14 protein-coding genes are annotated in these 16,114 nt (G+C 44.4%); 6 read left to right on the forward strand and 8 right to left on the reverse strand.

The window, feature by feature from the left end:
- Nucleotides 1–42: 42 nt before the first annotated feature.
- Both R7Q11_RS16830 and R7Q11_RS16835 read right to left on the reverse strand, forming a co-directional pair.
- Nucleotides 43–729, reverse strand: coding sequence for a response regulator (locus R7Q11_RS16830; RefSeq protein WP_225466599.1), 687 nt, complete (start codon nucleotides 727–729; stop codon nucleotides 43–45).
- A complete protein-coding gene (locus R7Q11_RS16835) occupies nucleotides 726–2,345 on the reverse strand; it encodes a sensor histidine kinase (protein WP_053306993.1) in 1,620 nt (539 codons plus the stop codon). Before R7Q11_RS16835 ends, R7Q11_RS16830 begins: the two co-directional genes overlap by 4 nt.
- 476 nt (nucleotides 2,346–2,821) lie before the next feature.
- On the opposite strand from R7Q11_RS16835, the gene R7Q11_RS16840 reads away from it, so the two are divergent.
- From R7Q11_RS16840 to R7Q11_RS16860, 5 genes are all read left to right on the forward strand, one after another.
- Nucleotides 2,822–3,049 (forward strand): hypothetical protein, encoded by a 228-nt coding sequence (locus R7Q11_RS16840; RefSeq protein ID WP_005377125.1) that lies wholly within the window; start codon nucleotides 2,822–2,824, stop codon nucleotides 3,047–3,049.
- A gap of 130 nt (nucleotides 3,050–3,179) precedes the next feature.
- A complete protein-coding gene (locus R7Q11_RS16845; protein ID WP_225466600.1) occupies nucleotides 3,180–4,595 on the forward strand; it encodes a TolC family protein in 1,416 nt (471 codons plus the stop codon).
- A gap of 3 nt (nucleotides 4,596–4,598) precedes the next feature.
- Entirely contained in the window at nucleotides 4,599–5,579 is a 981-nt protein-coding gene (locus R7Q11_RS16850; RefSeq protein WP_033906180.1) for an HlyD family secretion protein, read from the forward strand.
- Nucleotides 5,580–5,601: 22 nt separating this feature from the next.
- Nucleotides 5,602–6,768 carry an ABC transporter permease gene (locus R7Q11_RS16855; RefSeq protein WP_054579566.1) on the forward strand — a complete coding sequence of 389 codons (1,167 nt, stop codon included), beginning with the start codon at nucleotides 5,602–5,604 and terminating at the stop codon, nucleotides 6,766–6,768.
- Nucleotides 6,765–7,916 (forward strand): ABC transporter permease, encoded by a 1,152-nt coding sequence (locus R7Q11_RS16860; protein ID WP_033906182.1) that lies wholly within the window; start codon nucleotides 6,765–6,767, stop codon nucleotides 7,914–7,916. The genes R7Q11_RS16855 and R7Q11_RS16860 overlap by 4 nt, the downstream gene beginning before the upstream one ends.
- Before the next feature lie 286 nt (nucleotides 7,917–8,202).
- Here the strand turns inward: R7Q11_RS16860 and R7Q11_RS16865 are convergent, their stop codons facing one another.
- The 6 genes from R7Q11_RS16865 to aspT form a co-directional block, all read right to left on the reverse strand.
- Nucleotides 8,203–9,111, reverse strand: a complete 909-nt coding sequence (locus R7Q11_RS16865; protein WP_033906183.1) for a LysR family transcriptional regulator — start codon at nucleotides 9,109–9,111, stop codon at nucleotides 8,203–8,205.
- A gap of 141 nt (nucleotides 9,112–9,252) precedes the next feature.
- Nucleotides 9,253–9,681, reverse strand: a complete 429-nt coding sequence (locus tag R7Q11_RS16870; protein WP_033906184.1) for a hypothetical protein — start codon at nucleotides 9,679–9,681, stop codon at nucleotides 9,253–9,255.
- A gap of 17 nt (nucleotides 9,682–9,698) precedes the next feature.
- On the reverse strand, nucleotides 9,699–10,868 hold the full coding sequence (locus tag R7Q11_RS16875) for a patatin-like phospholipase family protein (RefSeq protein ID WP_225466601.1): 1,170 nt from the start codon (nucleotides 10,866–10,868) through the stop codon (nucleotides 9,699–9,701).
- A 210-nt stretch (nucleotides 10,869–11,078) separates the two neighbouring features.
- The gene (pdxY, locus tag R7Q11_RS16880; protein WP_005377109.1) at nucleotides 11,079–11,936 is read right to left on the reverse strand and encodes a pyridoxal kinase PdxY; all 858 of its coding nucleotides are present in this window, start codon (nucleotides 11,934–11,936) and stop codon (nucleotides 11,079–11,081) included.
- A 125-nt stretch (nucleotides 11,937–12,061) separates the two neighbouring features.
- Entirely contained in the window at nucleotides 12,062–13,657 is a 1,596-nt protein-coding gene (locus R7Q11_RS16885) for a bifunctional aspartate transaminase/aspartate 4-decarboxylase (RefSeq protein ID WP_225466602.1), read from the reverse strand.
- A 95-nt stretch (nucleotides 13,658–13,752) separates the two neighbouring features.
- Entirely contained in the window at nucleotides 13,753–15,468 is a 1,716-nt protein-coding gene (gene aspT / locus R7Q11_RS16890; RefSeq protein WP_225466603.1) for an aspartate-alanine antiporter, read from the reverse strand.
- Between the two features lie 427 nt (nucleotides 15,469–15,895).
- Between aspT and R7Q11_RS16895 the strand changes: the two genes are divergently transcribed.
- Nucleotides 15,896–16,108, forward strand: a complete 213-nt coding sequence (locus R7Q11_RS16895) for a DUF1656 domain-containing protein (RefSeq protein WP_005377106.1) — start codon at nucleotides 15,896–15,898, stop codon at nucleotides 16,106–16,108.
- Nucleotides 16,109–16,114: the final 6 nt, after the last annotated feature.

Genomic DNA, 16,114 nt, shown 5'->3' on the forward strand with positions numbered 1-16,114 from the left:
AAGCCATCGCTTTTTATTTTGCATAGAGCATCAATATAAACGCTACCGCGTCACTTTTTTATAGCACCTTTCTGGCCTACCTACCGACCCATAGTTTAAATCAGCCTCTAGTTCACCAGTGCTGATCAGATACTCCAAATAGCGCCTCGCCGTTGTTCGGCTCACTCCGATTTTTTCACCTGCCTCATCAGCGGTCAGCGCACTGCCATTTGGGAACAACTCTCTGATCTTGTCTAGGGTTACACCATCAATCCCTTTTGGTAATCGGTTCGGCAAGTTGTCTTGATTGGCGTGAGACTGCAGCATTTTATCAACGAGGTTCTGATCCAAACTCTCTACGATGTCTAGTTGTTGGCGTTGGGACACATACTTTTTCAGTGCGGCATCTAAACGTGGAAACATCACTGGTTTTAACAGGTAATCGACAACGCCACCCCTCATCGCCTGTTGTAACGTATCGACATCCCTTGCGGCTGTAATCAAAATGACATCACACGTTTGGTTACTTGCACGCAGTGTATTTAGTATCTCAAGCCCTGTGCCATCGGGAAGATAGACATCCATCAATAGTAAATCTGGCTTAAGAATGCCGAGTTGCATTTCTGCTTCCATTCTCGTGGTCGCAATTCCAACCACTTCCAAACCTGTCAGTTGGCTTAAGTATTTGTGGTGCAGCTCAGCAATAGCCAGATCATCTTCAATGATCATAACGCGAGTCGCCATACTCATAATTGTTCTTCCTTGGGTAAGTACACCGTTATTCTTGTCCCATAATTTGTATTGGGTATCATCTCAACATGGCCGTGATATCGAGTAGCAAGCTGATTGACAAGGTGTAACCCAACACCTCGATTTTGACGAGATTTCGTCGAAACGCCTTTTGTAAATAATGTTTGTGGATCCATTGTTTTTGGGAGGCCACAGCCATGATCTATCACCTCAAGTATCACTTCATTTCCGTAATCGCTAACGGACACATCAATGTTTCTGCGTTCTGACGCAACATTTGATTCATCGCGAATTGAAGTTAACGTGGCATCGAAAGCGTTATCAATCAAATTACCCAAAATTGTGACAAGGTCTTCCGAATTTAGCCACTCAGGTAGGGGCTCCAGACGACTGCCTTCCTCAACCACCAGTTGTAAGCCTAACTCGCGAGCACGTTCAGTTTTTCCAAGCAACATACCTGCAATTAGCGGGTCCTTAACGGTATCTCTTAAAAACTCAATCATTGCTTGATAGTGTGCGGTTTCTTGTCCAATTAACTTTTGCACCGCATCAAGCTCACCCATTTGTACTAGCCCACTAATGGTGTTGAGCTTATTGCGATGCTCATGGGTTTGCGAACGTAACAAATCTGCATATTCCTTGGTTTGTGATAGCTGCTCGGTTAGATCATTAATTTCATCCCTTAAACGGAAACTCGATACCGCCCCCACGATTTTTCCATCAACATAAATTGGAGAGCGATTTGCAATCAGGCGCTTATGATTAAGGAATATTTCAATATCATGATCTTCCTGCCCGCTTTCTAATACTGTATATAGATCGCTATCACGCAGCGTGTCAGTCAAAGGTTTATTGAGCGCTGATTCTCTATCAATACCGAGAATCTGGCAGGCACTACGATTTATCGAGCGAAGTATCCCTTGGGCATCAATGCTTAACACGCCCTCTTTGATGGTGCTCATCGTCACTTCTAATTCGCCGTACAACCGCCCTATCTCTTCAGGCTCAAAGCCTAAAATGGCGCGCTGAAACTTTCTCGACGCATAATTGGATACAATGGCATTAGCGACGACAACTACGATGACCATTAAAATCAAAAAGGCCAAAAATGGTTCGATGCGGTCTTGCAGTCGGTCGAGCAAATAGCCAACCGAAACCACACCAATGATGTTCCCTTGCTCGTCAAAAATCGCAGCTTTACCACGAACTGAATAACCTAACGAGCCCTGTGCCGTCGAAACATAAGACAACCCCTGTTCTAGCGCTCGACGATTGTCGCCACCTCTCATTGGCTTGCCCAACCGCTCATCAACAGGGTGGATTAAGCGTACTCCCTTATGGTCGCCAATAACGATGAATGCAGCACCTATGGCTTCGGTTAATTCTCTAAAGCGAAGTTGGTATGGCTGGGGGTTTTGGGTTTCGATCATTTCACGAACAACCGCTGAGTCCGCTAAAAAACGGGCAACACCCAGTGCTTTTTCTCCCATTTCTTGCTCTTGATTGATTTTGAGATAAGTGAACCCTGCGGCGACAAGCAATAACAGCTCTATCAACCCCGATAGCGTCATGATAATGAGCATCCGCTTACGAAAGCTGATGGTTTTCCAACTCATTGATACATCCTTGTGATTCACTCTTGAGCGTAACGTTAACACTCAGTTAACAGCATGACGTTGTCGCGGTGATAAATCTGTGAGGAAGGCAAACAAACCGCAGAGTTTACGGTTAATTAATCGACGAGCTGAAACATAAAATTACAACCATTCACCAAATTTAGCATTCCTCTCTGATACTCAATTCCATACATAAATTGCCCTTAAAATCATGATCGCGATCACATCGATTTTAGCGGTTTTTGAGGCGTTTTTAGACTTTACAACGTATAATTTTTAATCAACGAAACCAATGAGAGTTTCGGTTTGAAAGCAGTGAAGCTGGAAGTCTATTAAAAGCTCAACATTGATGTCAGTGGTTTGGACAAAAATAAAACAAAACACAAATACTGACTACATGACAAACACTTAGACACCATCTGAAAACTGGAAAACTATAAACAGAGGTGCATTTATAGTTAGAAGGAACACCAAACATGGAACGCGATACCTTTGGAATATGCCTGAATAAGGCGATGCTGTCAGAGAATATGTATTCAACATTTACACACGTCAGGGCTTATGAAAAAAACGGAGGCGGTACTTCTGATCTCAAAGTCCTGTTATCGTTCCCTCAAATGAGTGGAAAAGATCTATTGAATACGATGCGAGGTTCTCGTCAGCTCGAGTGGAGAGCGGAGTTTCACTGTCCATATACGAAATAAATTTGTAACATCTCCTGCGCCCAGCACAAATATAACTGGGCGCATACTACTGCCCAATTTTCCCTCCTACTTAACACGCAGTTACGAATCCTTTATATTAGAGCTAATACTCTACGACAAAGCAGCCATTATGAAAAAAACAGGAAAGTTTTGGATACTGGGCTTACTCAGCAGCTCGATTTCCCTTGCCTGTCATGCGGCACCGATCACTTTTGATACCGCATGGCAGCTATTGCTAGAAAACAACTATTCTCTTAAAGCTCAACGCTCAAACGTCGAGAACTACCAATACCAAGAGAGTGCCACCAGCAATCTCAACTTACCTCAAGTTACCATTGGCGCGAATTACACGCGTTTAGATACCGATATCACGCTGTCGGGAAAACAGATCCTAGACAGCACAGGAGCACACATTAACGTACCTCCTGCTTTTCAGCCTATTTTTGGTGCCTTAGCTAATACCACTTCGACCATAACCGAGCGCGATATTTTCTCTTCGTCTATTCGTGCCATTTGGCCAATTTTTACTGGTGGTCGAATTTCTGCGGCTCAATCAGCAGCAGAAGGCAAAACGGATGAGGCGAAAAGTCAGCTTCTAATGGAACAACAAGCGCGTTTTGAAGATTTATCGAAGTACTACTTTTCTGTCGTACTGGCAAAGGAAGTACTCACAACGCGGCAAGCGGTTGAAGCAGGGCTAAAAAAGCATCGAGATTTTGCCATTAAGCTTGAAGAGCAAGGACAAATCGCGCACGTTGAGCGCCTGCAAGCCGAGGCTTCTTTAGATAAAGCATCTGTAGAAACACGTAAAGCAGCCAGCGATTTGAGTATCGCTCAGGCTGCATTAGGTAAATTACTCGCGCAAGATGATGCCGTAGAGCCCGCTGAATCTTTGTTTATCAACGACAGTCTTCCCCCTCTTACCGCTTTTGTCGATCAAACGCTGCTTACCTATCCGGGGTTAGAACTTCTGAGCGCTAAACACAAACAAGCCTCTAGCTTAATCAAAGCAGAAAAAGGGAAATACTACCCTGAAGTTTATCTTTACGGCGACTACAGCTTGTATGAAGACGATTCTCTCGCAAGCCAAATGAAGCCAGACTGGTTAGTTGGTGTTGGTGTCAGCATTCCACTGATTGAATCATCAGGGCGAAGCGAAAAAGTCAAAGCCGCTCAAAGCGTCGTCTCGCAGGTCGACTCATTAAAGTCCCAAGCCAAACAAGACTTATCGCTGTTAGTCCAAAAGACATACTTGGAGGCTCAGCAAGCCATTGATGAAGTACAAGGGCTCGCATCTAGCATTGAACTCGCTAACGAAAACCTGCGCTTGCGTGAAAAAGCATTTACTCAGGGTCTGTCGTCCTCTCTGGATGTTGTGGATGCACAACTTTATGTCGCGAGTATAGAAACACAACGTTCAGCGGCGCGTTTCCGCTATTTAATATCTTTAACCAAGCTACTCGCATTGAGCAGTGAAATGAACAGCTTCGAACAATATCAAAATACCGCTTATATCCCTGCTTCAACATCCAAAGAGGTGAAATAAATCATGGCAGCTAAATCACTAAAACCCGTTTTACTCTCACTTTGTGCTTTGGGTGTTGCCTCTTGGGTTGGGTATCAATTTTACCAAGCCTATCAACCAGAACCGATCCGCTTACAGGGATTAATTGAAGCCCAGCAATACAGCATTTCCTCAAAAGTCCCAGGGCGTATTGATGAGGTCATGGTACGTAAAGGCGACGATGTAGAGAAAGGTCAGCTTATTTTTACCCTTCATAGTCCTGAAATTGAAGCGAAGTTAGAACAAGCAAAAGCAGGTGAAAAAGCGGCGGACGCCTTAGCTCAAGAAGCTGAGAAAGGCGCACGTGAGCAACAAATCCAAGCAGCAAAAGATCAGTGGATGAAAGCCAAAGCCGCTGCGAATTTAATGGAAAAAACCTACAATCGTGTGAATAACCTTTATAACGATGGCGTGGTTGCAGAACAAAAACGCGATGAAGCTTTAACTCAGTGGCAAGCAGCGAAATACACAGAAAGTGCCGCGTTTCAAATGTACGAAATGGCAAAAGAAGGCGCTAGAAGTGAAACCAAAGTGGCTGCGGCGGAAAAAGCGCGCATGGCATCAGGTGCCGTAGCCGAAGTAGAAGCGTATGCGAAAGATACTCAGATCTACAGCTGGTTCGACGGCGAAGTCTCTCAAGTTCTGCTTCAAAGTGGTGAATTAGCACCTCAGGGCTTCCCAGTAGTTACTGTGATAGATACAGAGGATGCCTGGGCGACACTGAATGTGCGTGAAGATTACCTTCAACACTTTAGAAAAGGAGCAACCTTTGATGCCTATTTGCCTGCCTTAAACAAAAATGTTGAGTTCAAAGTAACGCATGTTGCCGTTATGGGTGACTTTGCAACGTGGAGAGCAACCGATGCTTCTCAAGGTTTTGATCTTCGTACCTTTGAAGTAGAAGCTCGTCCAGCTCAACCCGAACCTGAACTGCGTATGGGAATGAGTGTTGTCGTTGAACTTTAATCACAACCACTAGGTTAATGCTATGACGATTAAGATTTCACAGCGGCATATCTTACGACGAGACAAGTGGTTGCTTTCGTGCCTTACTTGGATACCGATTTTGCTCGCGATGATGATTTGGGGAGTATTCTCTGCGGGCATTGCCCGGGATCTGCCAATCGGTGTGGTTGATCTACAACATTCCCAACTTTCTCGAAAGCTCATTCAATCTTTGGATGCGTCGTCGAGTCTGGCTGTTAACTATCATTACGCCAGTGCAAGCGAAGCAAAAAATGCGATGATTGAAGGCGATATCTACGCTTACGCGGTCATCCCATCTAAGTTCGACCAAGATATTCTCCAGCACCGCCAACCTCAACTTTCTGTCTTTTACAACAGTCAGTACATTTTGGTAGCGAAACTGATCAACTCTGCCGTTGCGCAAGCACAAGGCTATTTCGACGCTCAGGTTGAAGTAATGGGCAACTTGGCTAAGGGTAACACCACAACGTTAGCAGCGGCTGGACAGGCTGTACCCGTGTCGACACAAATAACCGCATTATTTAACCGTAACAATAACTACGCACAATTTTTGGTAACGGCTATCGTGCCAGCCATTTGGCAAATATGTATTGTAGTAAGCACTATTTTGATTCTTGCCGCGCACTTTCGCATTTATGGTGGAAAGAATAGCTTTGCATTTTTGGGCGAAAAGCCATACGCCAGGCTCACTACCCTATTAAGTCAGTACATTCCGGTCTTTATGGCGCAAGGTGCGTTGTTCTTGTACTGGTTTTATTCTGTGCTTGATTGGCCAATGGAAGGCAGTTTTGTGGTTATGCTACTAGCACAATTGGCGACGGTTATCGCCTGTATCATTATGGGAGCGTTGTTCTTCTTCTTGTCGATGGATCCTGCACGTGCGATGAGTTTTGCTGGCGCGTTTACGGCTCCAAGTTTCGCGTTCATGGGAATTACATTCCCAGTTTCTGACATGAACACGCTCGCTTATGCATGGCGTTCATTATTGCCGATTACCCATTACATTGAAGTACAAGTGAGTCAAGCAAGCTATGGAGCATCGGCCGCACAATCTTTAAGCTCGCTATGGCCTATGATTGGTTATGTTGTGCCCCTGCTCATTACCGCAGCCTTGATGGGTAAACATCGAACAGCTTCATCAACACGCCAAGCGAAGGAGGCGGTATGACATTGTGGCAACTGATTAAAGCGGAACTTAAGGCCGTTCTAACCAATCCAGTCGTTACGTTGACCGTGTTTGGTGGTGTCGTATTTTACTCGTTTTTATACCCTTTGCCTTATGCACAACAAACGCCTCGTGAACAACCAATCGCGATTGTTAATCTAGATGGTAGTCAGACGAGTTTAAAGCTGGAACGTATGGTTGATGCCACCCCGCAAGTCAACGTAGTCACTCGACTTCATACGATTGCCGATGCAAAGCAAGCATTTTTACAACGAGAGATCACCGGTTTTTTAGTCATACCAGAACACTTTTACAAAGACCTAATGCTAGGTAAAAGCCCGACTCTAGCCTACGCTGCGGACGCCTCGTATTTTCTCGTGTACGGAACCGTGGTAGAAGGATTGGCCCAAGCGGGAGGCACATTAGGGGCCCAAGTGAAAGTCAGTAAAATGGTGATAGATGGTGTGCCCATGAGTATGGCTAGCCATAATTACTCTGCTATTAAGCTTAATATGAAACCGACGTTCAACCCAACCATGGGTTACATCGAATACGTAGTGCCGGCAGTATTTGTTCTGATTTTACAACAAACGTTGATCATGGCGGTTGGATTACAAACGGGAACACAGCGTCATGGTCGTGGCTATTGGTCACAAGTATCAACGGGATCGCTGCTGCTTGTGAGAACGTTAGTATTTGTGGCAATTTATTATTTACTCGGCGCCTATTATTTTGGTTTTAGCTTCGAACGCTTAAACGTAAACCATATCGCCAACGCGGGCGAATTGCTGGCTATGTTGTTCCCGTTCTTTTTAGGTTGTTGCGGACTAGGCTTCTGGCTAGGCTACTTATTACCTCGGCGTGAACTTGTCACCTTAGTCGTCTTAGTGAGCTCTATGCCGCTCATTTTCTTGGCTGGTTTTATTTGGCCGATTGAAGCCATACCTACTCCCTTACTATGGATTGCTGATTTAAGCCCAAGCACTTGGGCGATCAAAGCTTTCTTAGCACTAAACCAAATGGGGGCAACCTGGCAACAAGTCGCTCCACATTGGACAGCACTTTGGGCACTCACTGTGCTTTGGGGTAGCGTTGCGTACTGGATTGCTAAGCGAAGTAACAAGCCAGTTGTAACAGAGAGCTTGGGGTGATAGCTGACATTTTTATTACTATAAAAAAAGCCGGGTAACTAAACCCGGCTGAAAATCTGCGTCCTTGCAGCGGACATATGGTAAAAACACTTTTTGCTCTGGGCTTACCCATTGAGCGAGGTTAGATTAAGCCAAAAAGTATGGACTCCATACTCTCATATAGAGGGTTATATCCTTCCAATAGACATTAGCTCTTCGCTAGAACGATAACGTTTTTCAGACACAAAAAAACAAGACTCACGTTGAGTCTTGTTGTTGAGAGGGATGAGCAGGATACATGTCGCCGCTAAGTCATATCACGGATTATTTTCTCTCGGTATTCTGTAACGACCTTCATGATTGAATTTTTTACATCACCGACTTGCTTAGAGGGTTGGCACCATAGGCCAAAACCAAACTTAAAACCTTCCAATAATTCAGAAGCTTCCACTGGCTCTATATGATTATTAGAAAACTCCGAATGGGCAAACGTTCTGGGGAGAATCGCCCATCCTAAACCTGCTTCAACCATTTTCACTACAAGGGCCAATTGGTCGACCTCTTCATGGTTCGAACTTACGATGACTTTTTCGCCCATTCCCTCTTCAATAAGAGACCGCAATACAAATTGTTTACTATTCCTCAAGGCTGTCAATACTCGATCTGGTGCAACAGAAGCGAGTTCACCACCTTTCTGGACGAAAGGAACAAATTCAAAATGACCTAAAAACGTCGCATCCAGACTATGTATTGCTCGACTATCATGCACATTGACAATACCGAATTGATACTCACCATTCTGTAAACCCTCTTTAATTTCGTTGCGATTACGAACAAGAAAGTTAACTCGCATCATCGGAAAATCTGCCGCTAATTGAATACGAAGCAATACAAGAAAACGGTGTGGTATAGCGCTTGAATAGGCGATACTAACATTCTCTAATCCACCGTAAGAAAGACTCAGTGCGACTTTATCGAAAGTACGAGCCTGTTCGATGGTTTGCTTAGCATAGTGGTACAGATGGTGGCCATCTTCTGTTGGTTCTACCGAACGACCGACTCGCTCAAACAAGTTAACGGCTAGTTGGTCTTCAAGATTGGTGATCACCTGCCCTATAGTGGTTCGGTGCTTATTGAGTTTGACCGCCGCCTTACTAAATGAAAGCTGTTCATAAACGGTCACGAACGCGAGAAGTTGTTCAAAACTAAAATTCATAGGTTGTGCTTACTTTTTAGAGTTATCTAATTAAATTATCACAAGATAGTAGAATTGCTACTCGGTAACGGTAACAAGCTGCGTTTGAATTCCTTCTCGACGACATAAAAAACCTACTAAAGTCTGTAGGTTTCTTCCATCTTAGTTGTACTCAACAACGCGAGCCAAATAGTTAAATTCACCCGAGTCACCATGATAATCGCGGTAAACATCCACACTAAAATACTTAGGTTGATCGGCTTGAATATGGTCAACGATCTTCTGTTCTAATGACGTTAGCGTTTCACCCGTTTGCGAATACACAAACTGTTTGTTCACTTTTTCCAATTTGCGTTGCTTTGCTTCTTTGTGTGAGACATAGTTGTTGATCTCTTCCCACTTACCCACGTACTCGACTGCCACGTAACTCGAGTTCTCATCAATCATGATGAAGGCTGCACCTTCTTCTTTAATGGCAGACAGTTGCTGCATGTCGCTGTCGACTTTTTGCTGGTCAAGGTGAGCACCACTTTGTGCAAATGCAGTCGCAGAAGCAGTGAGCATCATTAACGTTAGAACGGCTTTTTTCATTGTGTTTTTTTCCTGTATTAAGGGAGTTCAGTCACCCAAAGTTGTCCTTGGGTGGCTTTTTTGAATCCATATTCGTAAATCGTTAGCAAGTAATGTTGGTCGAACATATCTTTCGTCACTTTGGCGTACCCGAAGTCTTGGTCGATGTAAGTAAACTGCATCTCAATATCGTTGATTTCACTGATGTATTTCATTCGATACAGATCACCACGAGTTTGCGCTAACGTAAGGCTTGAGACGCTTTTCGATACCAAATCCAACCCTTTGTCTTTTAGTGGTCGATACGGCGCTTTTAACGCACCATTGCGAATCACATCCAACTGAGGCGCTTTTTCTAACCCCAAAGCATCTGAGATTTGTTGATAGTTGAAGTTAGACGGATTAAAGAACACCTGCGCTGCGAGACCGCCATCTACGTGTAACTCCTCAAGTGTTTCTCCATCATGTTCAACATCGATAAATTGTGGAGGGAAAACACCAGGGATCGATGCGCTCGCAGCAAGCACCTTGTAAATAAGTTCAGATTTGTCCGCTAAATCACTGTTCGCAATCGCACCAATATTCCAAATCACCAGTTCGCCTGAATCAAAATGGGTACTGCCAATAAAGAGGCGTTTACCATTGCGGTGTTGCTGCGCCATCGCCTCGATCATGGGCTCAGGGTAAGCGTCTGCGATGAAATCATAGAGGTTCTCACCATCGGTAAACGCGTCCTTAAACAGGGTATTTAAGAAGTTCTTCTTACCCAAAATATTCTTATCATTGATGTTGAGCATGACTTCTTTCATCTTTGGCATCGCATCACCGCCAATGAAAACAAAAGGAGCGATTAGGGCACCAGCACTGACTCCAGTAATGATGGCATAATCTTTTAGCTCCCCCTTTTCCTGTAGCCCCATCAAAACGCCGGCCCCGTATGCGCCGTTTACGCCACCACCCGATAAGGCCAAAATATTGAGCTGTTCACCCTCTACTTTGATCGGTGTGGTTTGATTGTGCGCTGAGTAGAGAAAATCCGGCGCTTCATTGGCCCACATTCGAAGTGGCTCATTTGGTGTCGAACTCGCGATCTCGACATCTTTATAGTTGCTTTGAGAAACACGAACATCCAGCGTATGAGGTGAACTACAAGCTACTATCAGCAGCGAAAGTGCAACCGTCACACCAGAGGAAATTAAACGATTCATAATCAGTCTCATTTAATGTTCTCTGGCGTATGACCAGAGACTCAGTTTGAAGTTAATTGGGTCAAAATGAAGTCCGTTTCGTTGTGTGGAGTTACTATAGCTAGGCACGGCTAAACCCCATAATCGCGATTGTAGGATGCTATCCATCAAAGCAATTATGCCAAGTTTCTATATGCTAACTTTACGCTTCTCCGTTAATTAGGTACTGCGCTAAGCAATTTTCACGACGTTGAACTCATGCGTCGGTTCGACAAATTCGTATTGGGCATTGATCGTCTGTAGCTCCCATGTGCCATAGCCTTTGGTGATCTCCAATACACCGTAAACGGCGTTATGTGTATGACGAAAGGCTGCGACAGGAGACATCTTCTTCACCAAACAAGAAGTAAAAATCGCAGAAATCAAATCACCGACACCGACTGGCTGCATAGCAAATTCAACACTAGGGCGTTGGGCCAAATAGCTTGCTTTCGGCGTGGCTAAAATCATACTGAAGGCGTCATCTGTTAGTGCATGCAGGTGTTTCACCAATACCATTTTCGGTCCCAGCTCTAGGGCTTTTTTACATGCAGTGACCGCATCATAAAGAGAGTCAATTTTCACACCTGTTAACTCGCTCAGTTCAAACTGGTTAGGAACAATCACATCAGCGATGGGCAACAAGCTATGGCTTATCGCTTCTTTGACACCGTCTGCCACAATGCAACCTTTGTCTGGATCACCCATAACTGGGTCACACACATAAAGTGCACTATGGTTACGCGATTTGACTAAACTTACCGCTTCGGCCACCGCTCGACATTGCTCTGCGCTGCCTTGATAACCGGACAGTATCGCGCCACATTCTCCTAACTTCTCAATGTTATCTAAGCCTCTCATTAGAGAATGAATTTCATCTGCCCCAAACTTCTGTCCAGTCCAACCTTGCTGGTACTGAGTGTGATTTGAAAACTGAACCGTGTGGATTGGCCATACTTCGAGGCCCATTCTCTGCATCGGGAAGACGGCAGAGCTGTTTCCTGCGTGGCCATAAACCACATGAGATTGAATAGAAATAATGCTTTTCATAAGTCACTCTTAATAGGGAAGTTTGTTAGCTTGGCGACTAAATAAACACAATATCGCGCACTGTGCTTATTTGGTCGGAATAGCCTCGACAACGCCGAGGCTTATTCTTAATCAGGCTGGATTAATTAGCCTTGGAACTCAGCGAAGTACTCATCCAACACTTTGCGCGTTGCACGACCGATAAGCTCGTATTCGTGATGAGTAAGGTTTGCTAACGAAACTCGAACTGATGCGTGTACTACATCGAAGCCTTGGCCTGGAAGTAGGATAACGCCGGTTTCATGTGCAAGACGGAACAGGAAGTCTTTGCCCTTCTCGCTCGCTTTGAACCATTCAACGAAGGCTGGTCCGTACAATTTGCCGCCCAAAGTGTCGAGCTCAAGCAGTGTGTAGTAGTCCACACGATCTTTGTTTTCTTCAATTTCTACACCCATGTTTTTGTACAGAGTTTTGTAACGCTCGCGGATGATGCGTTTACATGCTTCTTTGTAGTTTTGTTCTGAGTCCATCAAGCAGTTCAATGAGAACAACGCCATTTGAACTTGTTGAGGAAGAGACAAACCTGCTGTGTGGTTAAGCGCTACGCTGCGGCTGTCTGCTACGATACGGTCAATAAACTTAATCTCACGAGGTTCCGGAGTCAGTGTTTTGTAACGATCGTCCAACTCAAGTTGACGCGCTTCAGGAAGGCTGCGCATTGCATCGTCAAACACGTTGTTGTGTTGAATCGCAATCGAGCCTAAACGCCAGCCTGTTGCACCGAAGTACTTCGAGAACGAGTAAACACAAAGCGTGTTGTATGGCAGTTTCGCGAACAGTGAGACAAAGTCGTCCGCGAATGTGCCGTATACATCGTCAGTCACAATGAATAGGTCGCTGCGTTCGTTGTTCACGAAGTTTGATAGGCTATCCAGAGTTTCATCCGAGAACTTCACAGACGCTGGGTTTGCTGGGTTCACGACACAAAGCAGTTTGATGTCTGTATCTGCAAGCTTTTCGATTTCAGACATCGGCAGCTGCCATGTTGTCTCATCCAAACGTAGTTCAACGATTTCCAGTTCGTATTCACTCAGTTCTGGAATTTCTAGGTACGGCGTAAAGATTGGAGTGATTAGCGCGACCTTGTCACCTTTCTTCAACAGACCGTTGTTGAACATAGTTTGGAACGTGTACGTCATAGACGCTGTACCGCCTTCAGTTGCAAACAGATCGAAGTCTGTTGTCATTGGCATCGGGCCGTACATCTCTTCTGCGATGTACTGTTTCACAACGGTTTCGATGTTCGTCAACATGCGTGGTGGCACTGGGTAGTTACATGCAAGGTATGCGTTAACCAGTTCATTCAAGAATGCTTGCTTCTCTAGACCCAAACGGTCTTTTGCGTAGCTCAGCGACTTTTCCAAGAACTGTACGCCTTGGTCTTGTTTATTCTTGCTTGCAAACGTATCGAAGCGCTCAACAATGCCCACACCATCTGGAATGCCACCGAAGCCACCATCTAGGTATGAGTAAGTGCGCTCGGCTTCCAATATTGCGAACTCACCCAAACGAATGAACGCTTTACGCGGTAGTGTCGCAAGAAAATTAGGATTACCACGACCTGCATCTAATAAAGCGCGGTCAGGAACAGTTTGTGCCACTTCAATTAGTTTATCTTTTAATTCAAATGGGCTTAAATCTGCAAATTTTGAAAAATCAATTGTTGTATTTTGCGTAGTCATAATATTTACCTGAATTTATTATTTAGTAAAATTTGGATAATACTTCCCCTACCGCCTATTTAATTAGGCGATAAGAGTGTTCGAATTTATTTAAATTACATGCCTGCGTTTAAAGTAATAATGCCGACAATAATTGGACCCCATAGGGTAAGCAGTACATTGGCGACTGCATAAGTCACGGTGAATGAGAATACTGGCGTTGCGTTGCCTGTTTTTTCCATTAAAGCCGCGAATGCTGGGTTTGCACTGCGTCCACCTGTAACACAACCTAGTGCTTCAACTGGGTTCTTAATCTTCAATACAAAGTATGAGAAGAAGAACGAAATAATCTGAGGGATAATCGTTACACCCATGCCAAGGAACAACAGAGACATACCGTGTTCTTTGATGGTGTCGACCGCTTGAGGCCCAGCCTCAAGGCCAACAATGCCCACAAATGCTGCCAAACCGAAATCTCGAATAAAGTTCGCGGCACCCACAGGAAACTGAGCAACATGCGGATTGCGGCTACGCAACCAACCGACAATCAAACCTGAGATCAAACAACCTGCACCAGAACCGATAGTGACGGGAATACCTGCAATCTTAAAACTGATTAGACCAATTAATAGACCCACCACCATGCCCATACCAAGCACGACTAAGTCAGTCACGTTTGCTGAGCCCATTCGCTGACCAATGTTTTTCTCAACGCGATTGATATCTTTTGCGGTACCTGTAAGCTGGATGACGTCGTTTTTCTTCACCACAAGATCCGGCGTCATTTCAATTGAGTTGCCTTCACGAATATAGTCTGTCACATAAATACCGCGCATAGAGCCTCGGTTCGAAGCCTCTTTAATCTCTTGCAGCGACTTACCAATCAGTTTGCGGTTGTCTGCGATCAGTTGACGGTTTTCTTCAATAACTTCATAGCCTTCTGGAAGTGCAATCTCGTTGTCAGCCAAACCATCTTGCAGCTGATGTACTGCATTACGGCGACCTGTTACAACAATGACATCCCCTTCTTTCAGTGCTGTGAATTTGTCCACGTCTAGCACTTTGCCATCACGTTGAATCAATTCAATACAAGCAGCTAGAGCGTGTTGGTTTAACTGAGCTAGGGTTTTGCCTGCTAGCCCGCCATCTTTGCTCACTTTAAATGCTCGTGTAACCAGCGCGGTTACTGCGTTGAATTCACCCGGCGCAAGATCGCGCTTACCGTTTGAGTTTTTCTCCTCTAGAGCAATCGCTTCTGCTCGGATATCCCACTTCATCAGTGTTGGGAATACCCATGTCACCATAAGAATTGGACCAAGCGAACCAAAGATGTACGTAACTGCATAGCCGACTGCGACGTTGGTCTGCATTAGGTGTTTCGCTTCTTCTGTCACACCACCAAGACGTGCGATCGCATCACCCGCTGTACCGATGATTGCCGATTGAGTCAAACCACCAGCTGCAAGGCCTGCTGCCGTACCTCTGTCTAGATCGAACATCCAAGCTGCTGCTAGTACACAAAGCAGGCCAGACACCGTCATCACTACAGCGGAAAGTAGAATGTTGATGGTTCTAAAGTTCAATGCTTTGAAGAACTGCGCACCACCTTGATACCCTACTGCGTAAATAAAGAGCGCAAAGAAAATGCTTTTTACGCCGGGATCAATATGAACACCAAATTGCCCAATAATTACACCCATTAATAATGTTCCGGCAACACCGCCAAGAACAAATCGACCAATGGTAATTTTACCAACCATATAACCGAGAGAGAGCGTAATAAAGAGAGCAACAAATGGTGCCATGTCAAAAAGGTTAGAAATAATTTCCATGACAATTTTACTCTTACTAATAAATATAAAACTCAAATAATCTAACGAATAATCTTTCACTCATATTTGTTGGATTATTTAATTTAAAAAAGCATCTCGTTTGCTTCGAAGCGAATATTAGAAACAAAACCTCACAACTCGTAATCCCATTTGAAGGACGAAACCATCACTTCGCATATTCAAAAGCAAACATTGAACAATAATTGTCGAAAATTTAACAACTTAGTGGTCTGAAATGAACATAGAATAAATTGGAAAATAAATTTATTTTTATTTTCACTGTCCAAAAAGCTACTTTGCTGCGCTATTCCCTCTATATAGCGCATAGCACCTTTCGTTTGATGGATTAGATCCTGCAAAAGCGATTATCACTGATGCCATCACTTGCCTTATCTTTACATTCATCAAGTTAATAGAGAAAAACACCATGAACTCAATGCCACATGAACTTGTGTGGGGCGAAGTTTACTTCCCTCCCTTGTTGCTGGTTATTGCATTGGCTTACATGCTCACCATTTTGGTTGGAACCGTTGCAACAAAACTGGGACTCCACAAATACGTTGCATTTCCTGCGCTCGCTGAGCTAAGCCTAATTGTGATTTTTACTGGCGTTATTGGTCGATTCATTACCATATTTTGAGGCAAA

Source organism: Vibrio sp. 970 (genome assembly GCF_033339075.1).

Bases quoted from the DNA above. Each gene is read 5' to 3' on its own strand.
- R7Q11_RS16830 (WP_225466599.1), bottom strand. From the start codon at position 729: ATGAGTATGGCGACTCGCGTTATGATCATTGAAGATGATCTGGCTATT.
- R7Q11_RS16835 (WP_053306993.1), bottom strand. From the start codon at position 2,345: ATGAGTTGGAAAACCATCAGCTTTCGTAAGCGGATGCTCATTATCATG.
- R7Q11_RS16840 (WP_005377125.1), top strand. From the start codon at position 2,822: ATGGAACGCGATACCTTTGGAATATGCCTGAATAAGGCGATGCTGTCA.
- R7Q11_RS16845 (WP_225466600.1), top strand. From the start codon at position 3,180: ATGAAAAAAACAGGAAAGTTTTGGATACTGGGCTTACTCAGCAGCTCG.
- R7Q11_RS16850 (WP_033906180.1), top strand. From the start codon at position 4,599: ATGGCAGCTAAATCACTAAAACCCGTTTTACTCTCACTTTGTGCTTTG.
- R7Q11_RS16855 (WP_054579566.1), top strand. From the start codon at position 5,602: ATGACGATTAAGATTTCACAGCGGCATATCTTACGACGAGACAAGTGG.
- R7Q11_RS16860 (WP_033906182.1), top strand. From the start codon at position 6,765: ATGACATTGTGGCAACTGATTAAAGCGGAACTTAAGGCCGTTCTAACC.
- R7Q11_RS16865 (WP_033906183.1), bottom strand. From the start codon at position 9,111: ATGAATTTTAGTTTTGAACAACTTCTCGCGTTCGTGACCGTTTATGAA.
- R7Q11_RS16870 (WP_033906184.1), bottom strand. From the start codon at position 9,681: ATGAAAAAAGCCGTTCTAACGTTAATGATGCTCACTGCTTCTGCGACT.
- R7Q11_RS16875 (WP_225466601.1), bottom strand. From the start codon at position 10,868: ATGAATCGTTTAATTTCCTCTGGTGTGACGGTTGCACTTTCGCTGCTG.
- pdxY (WP_005377109.1), bottom strand. From the start codon at position 11,936: ATGAAAAGCATTATTTCTATTCAATCTCATGTGGTTTATGGCCACGCA.
- R7Q11_RS16885 (WP_225466602.1), bottom strand. From the start codon at position 13,657: ATGACTACGCAAAATACAACAATTGATTTTTCAAAATTTGCAGATTTA.
- aspT (WP_225466603.1), bottom strand. From the start codon at position 15,468: ATGGAAATTATTTCTAACCTTTTTGACATGGCACCATTTGTTGCTCTC.
- R7Q11_RS16895 (WP_005377106.1), top strand. From the start codon at position 15,896: ATGAACTCAATGCCACATGAACTTGTGTGGGGCGAAGTTTACTTCCCT.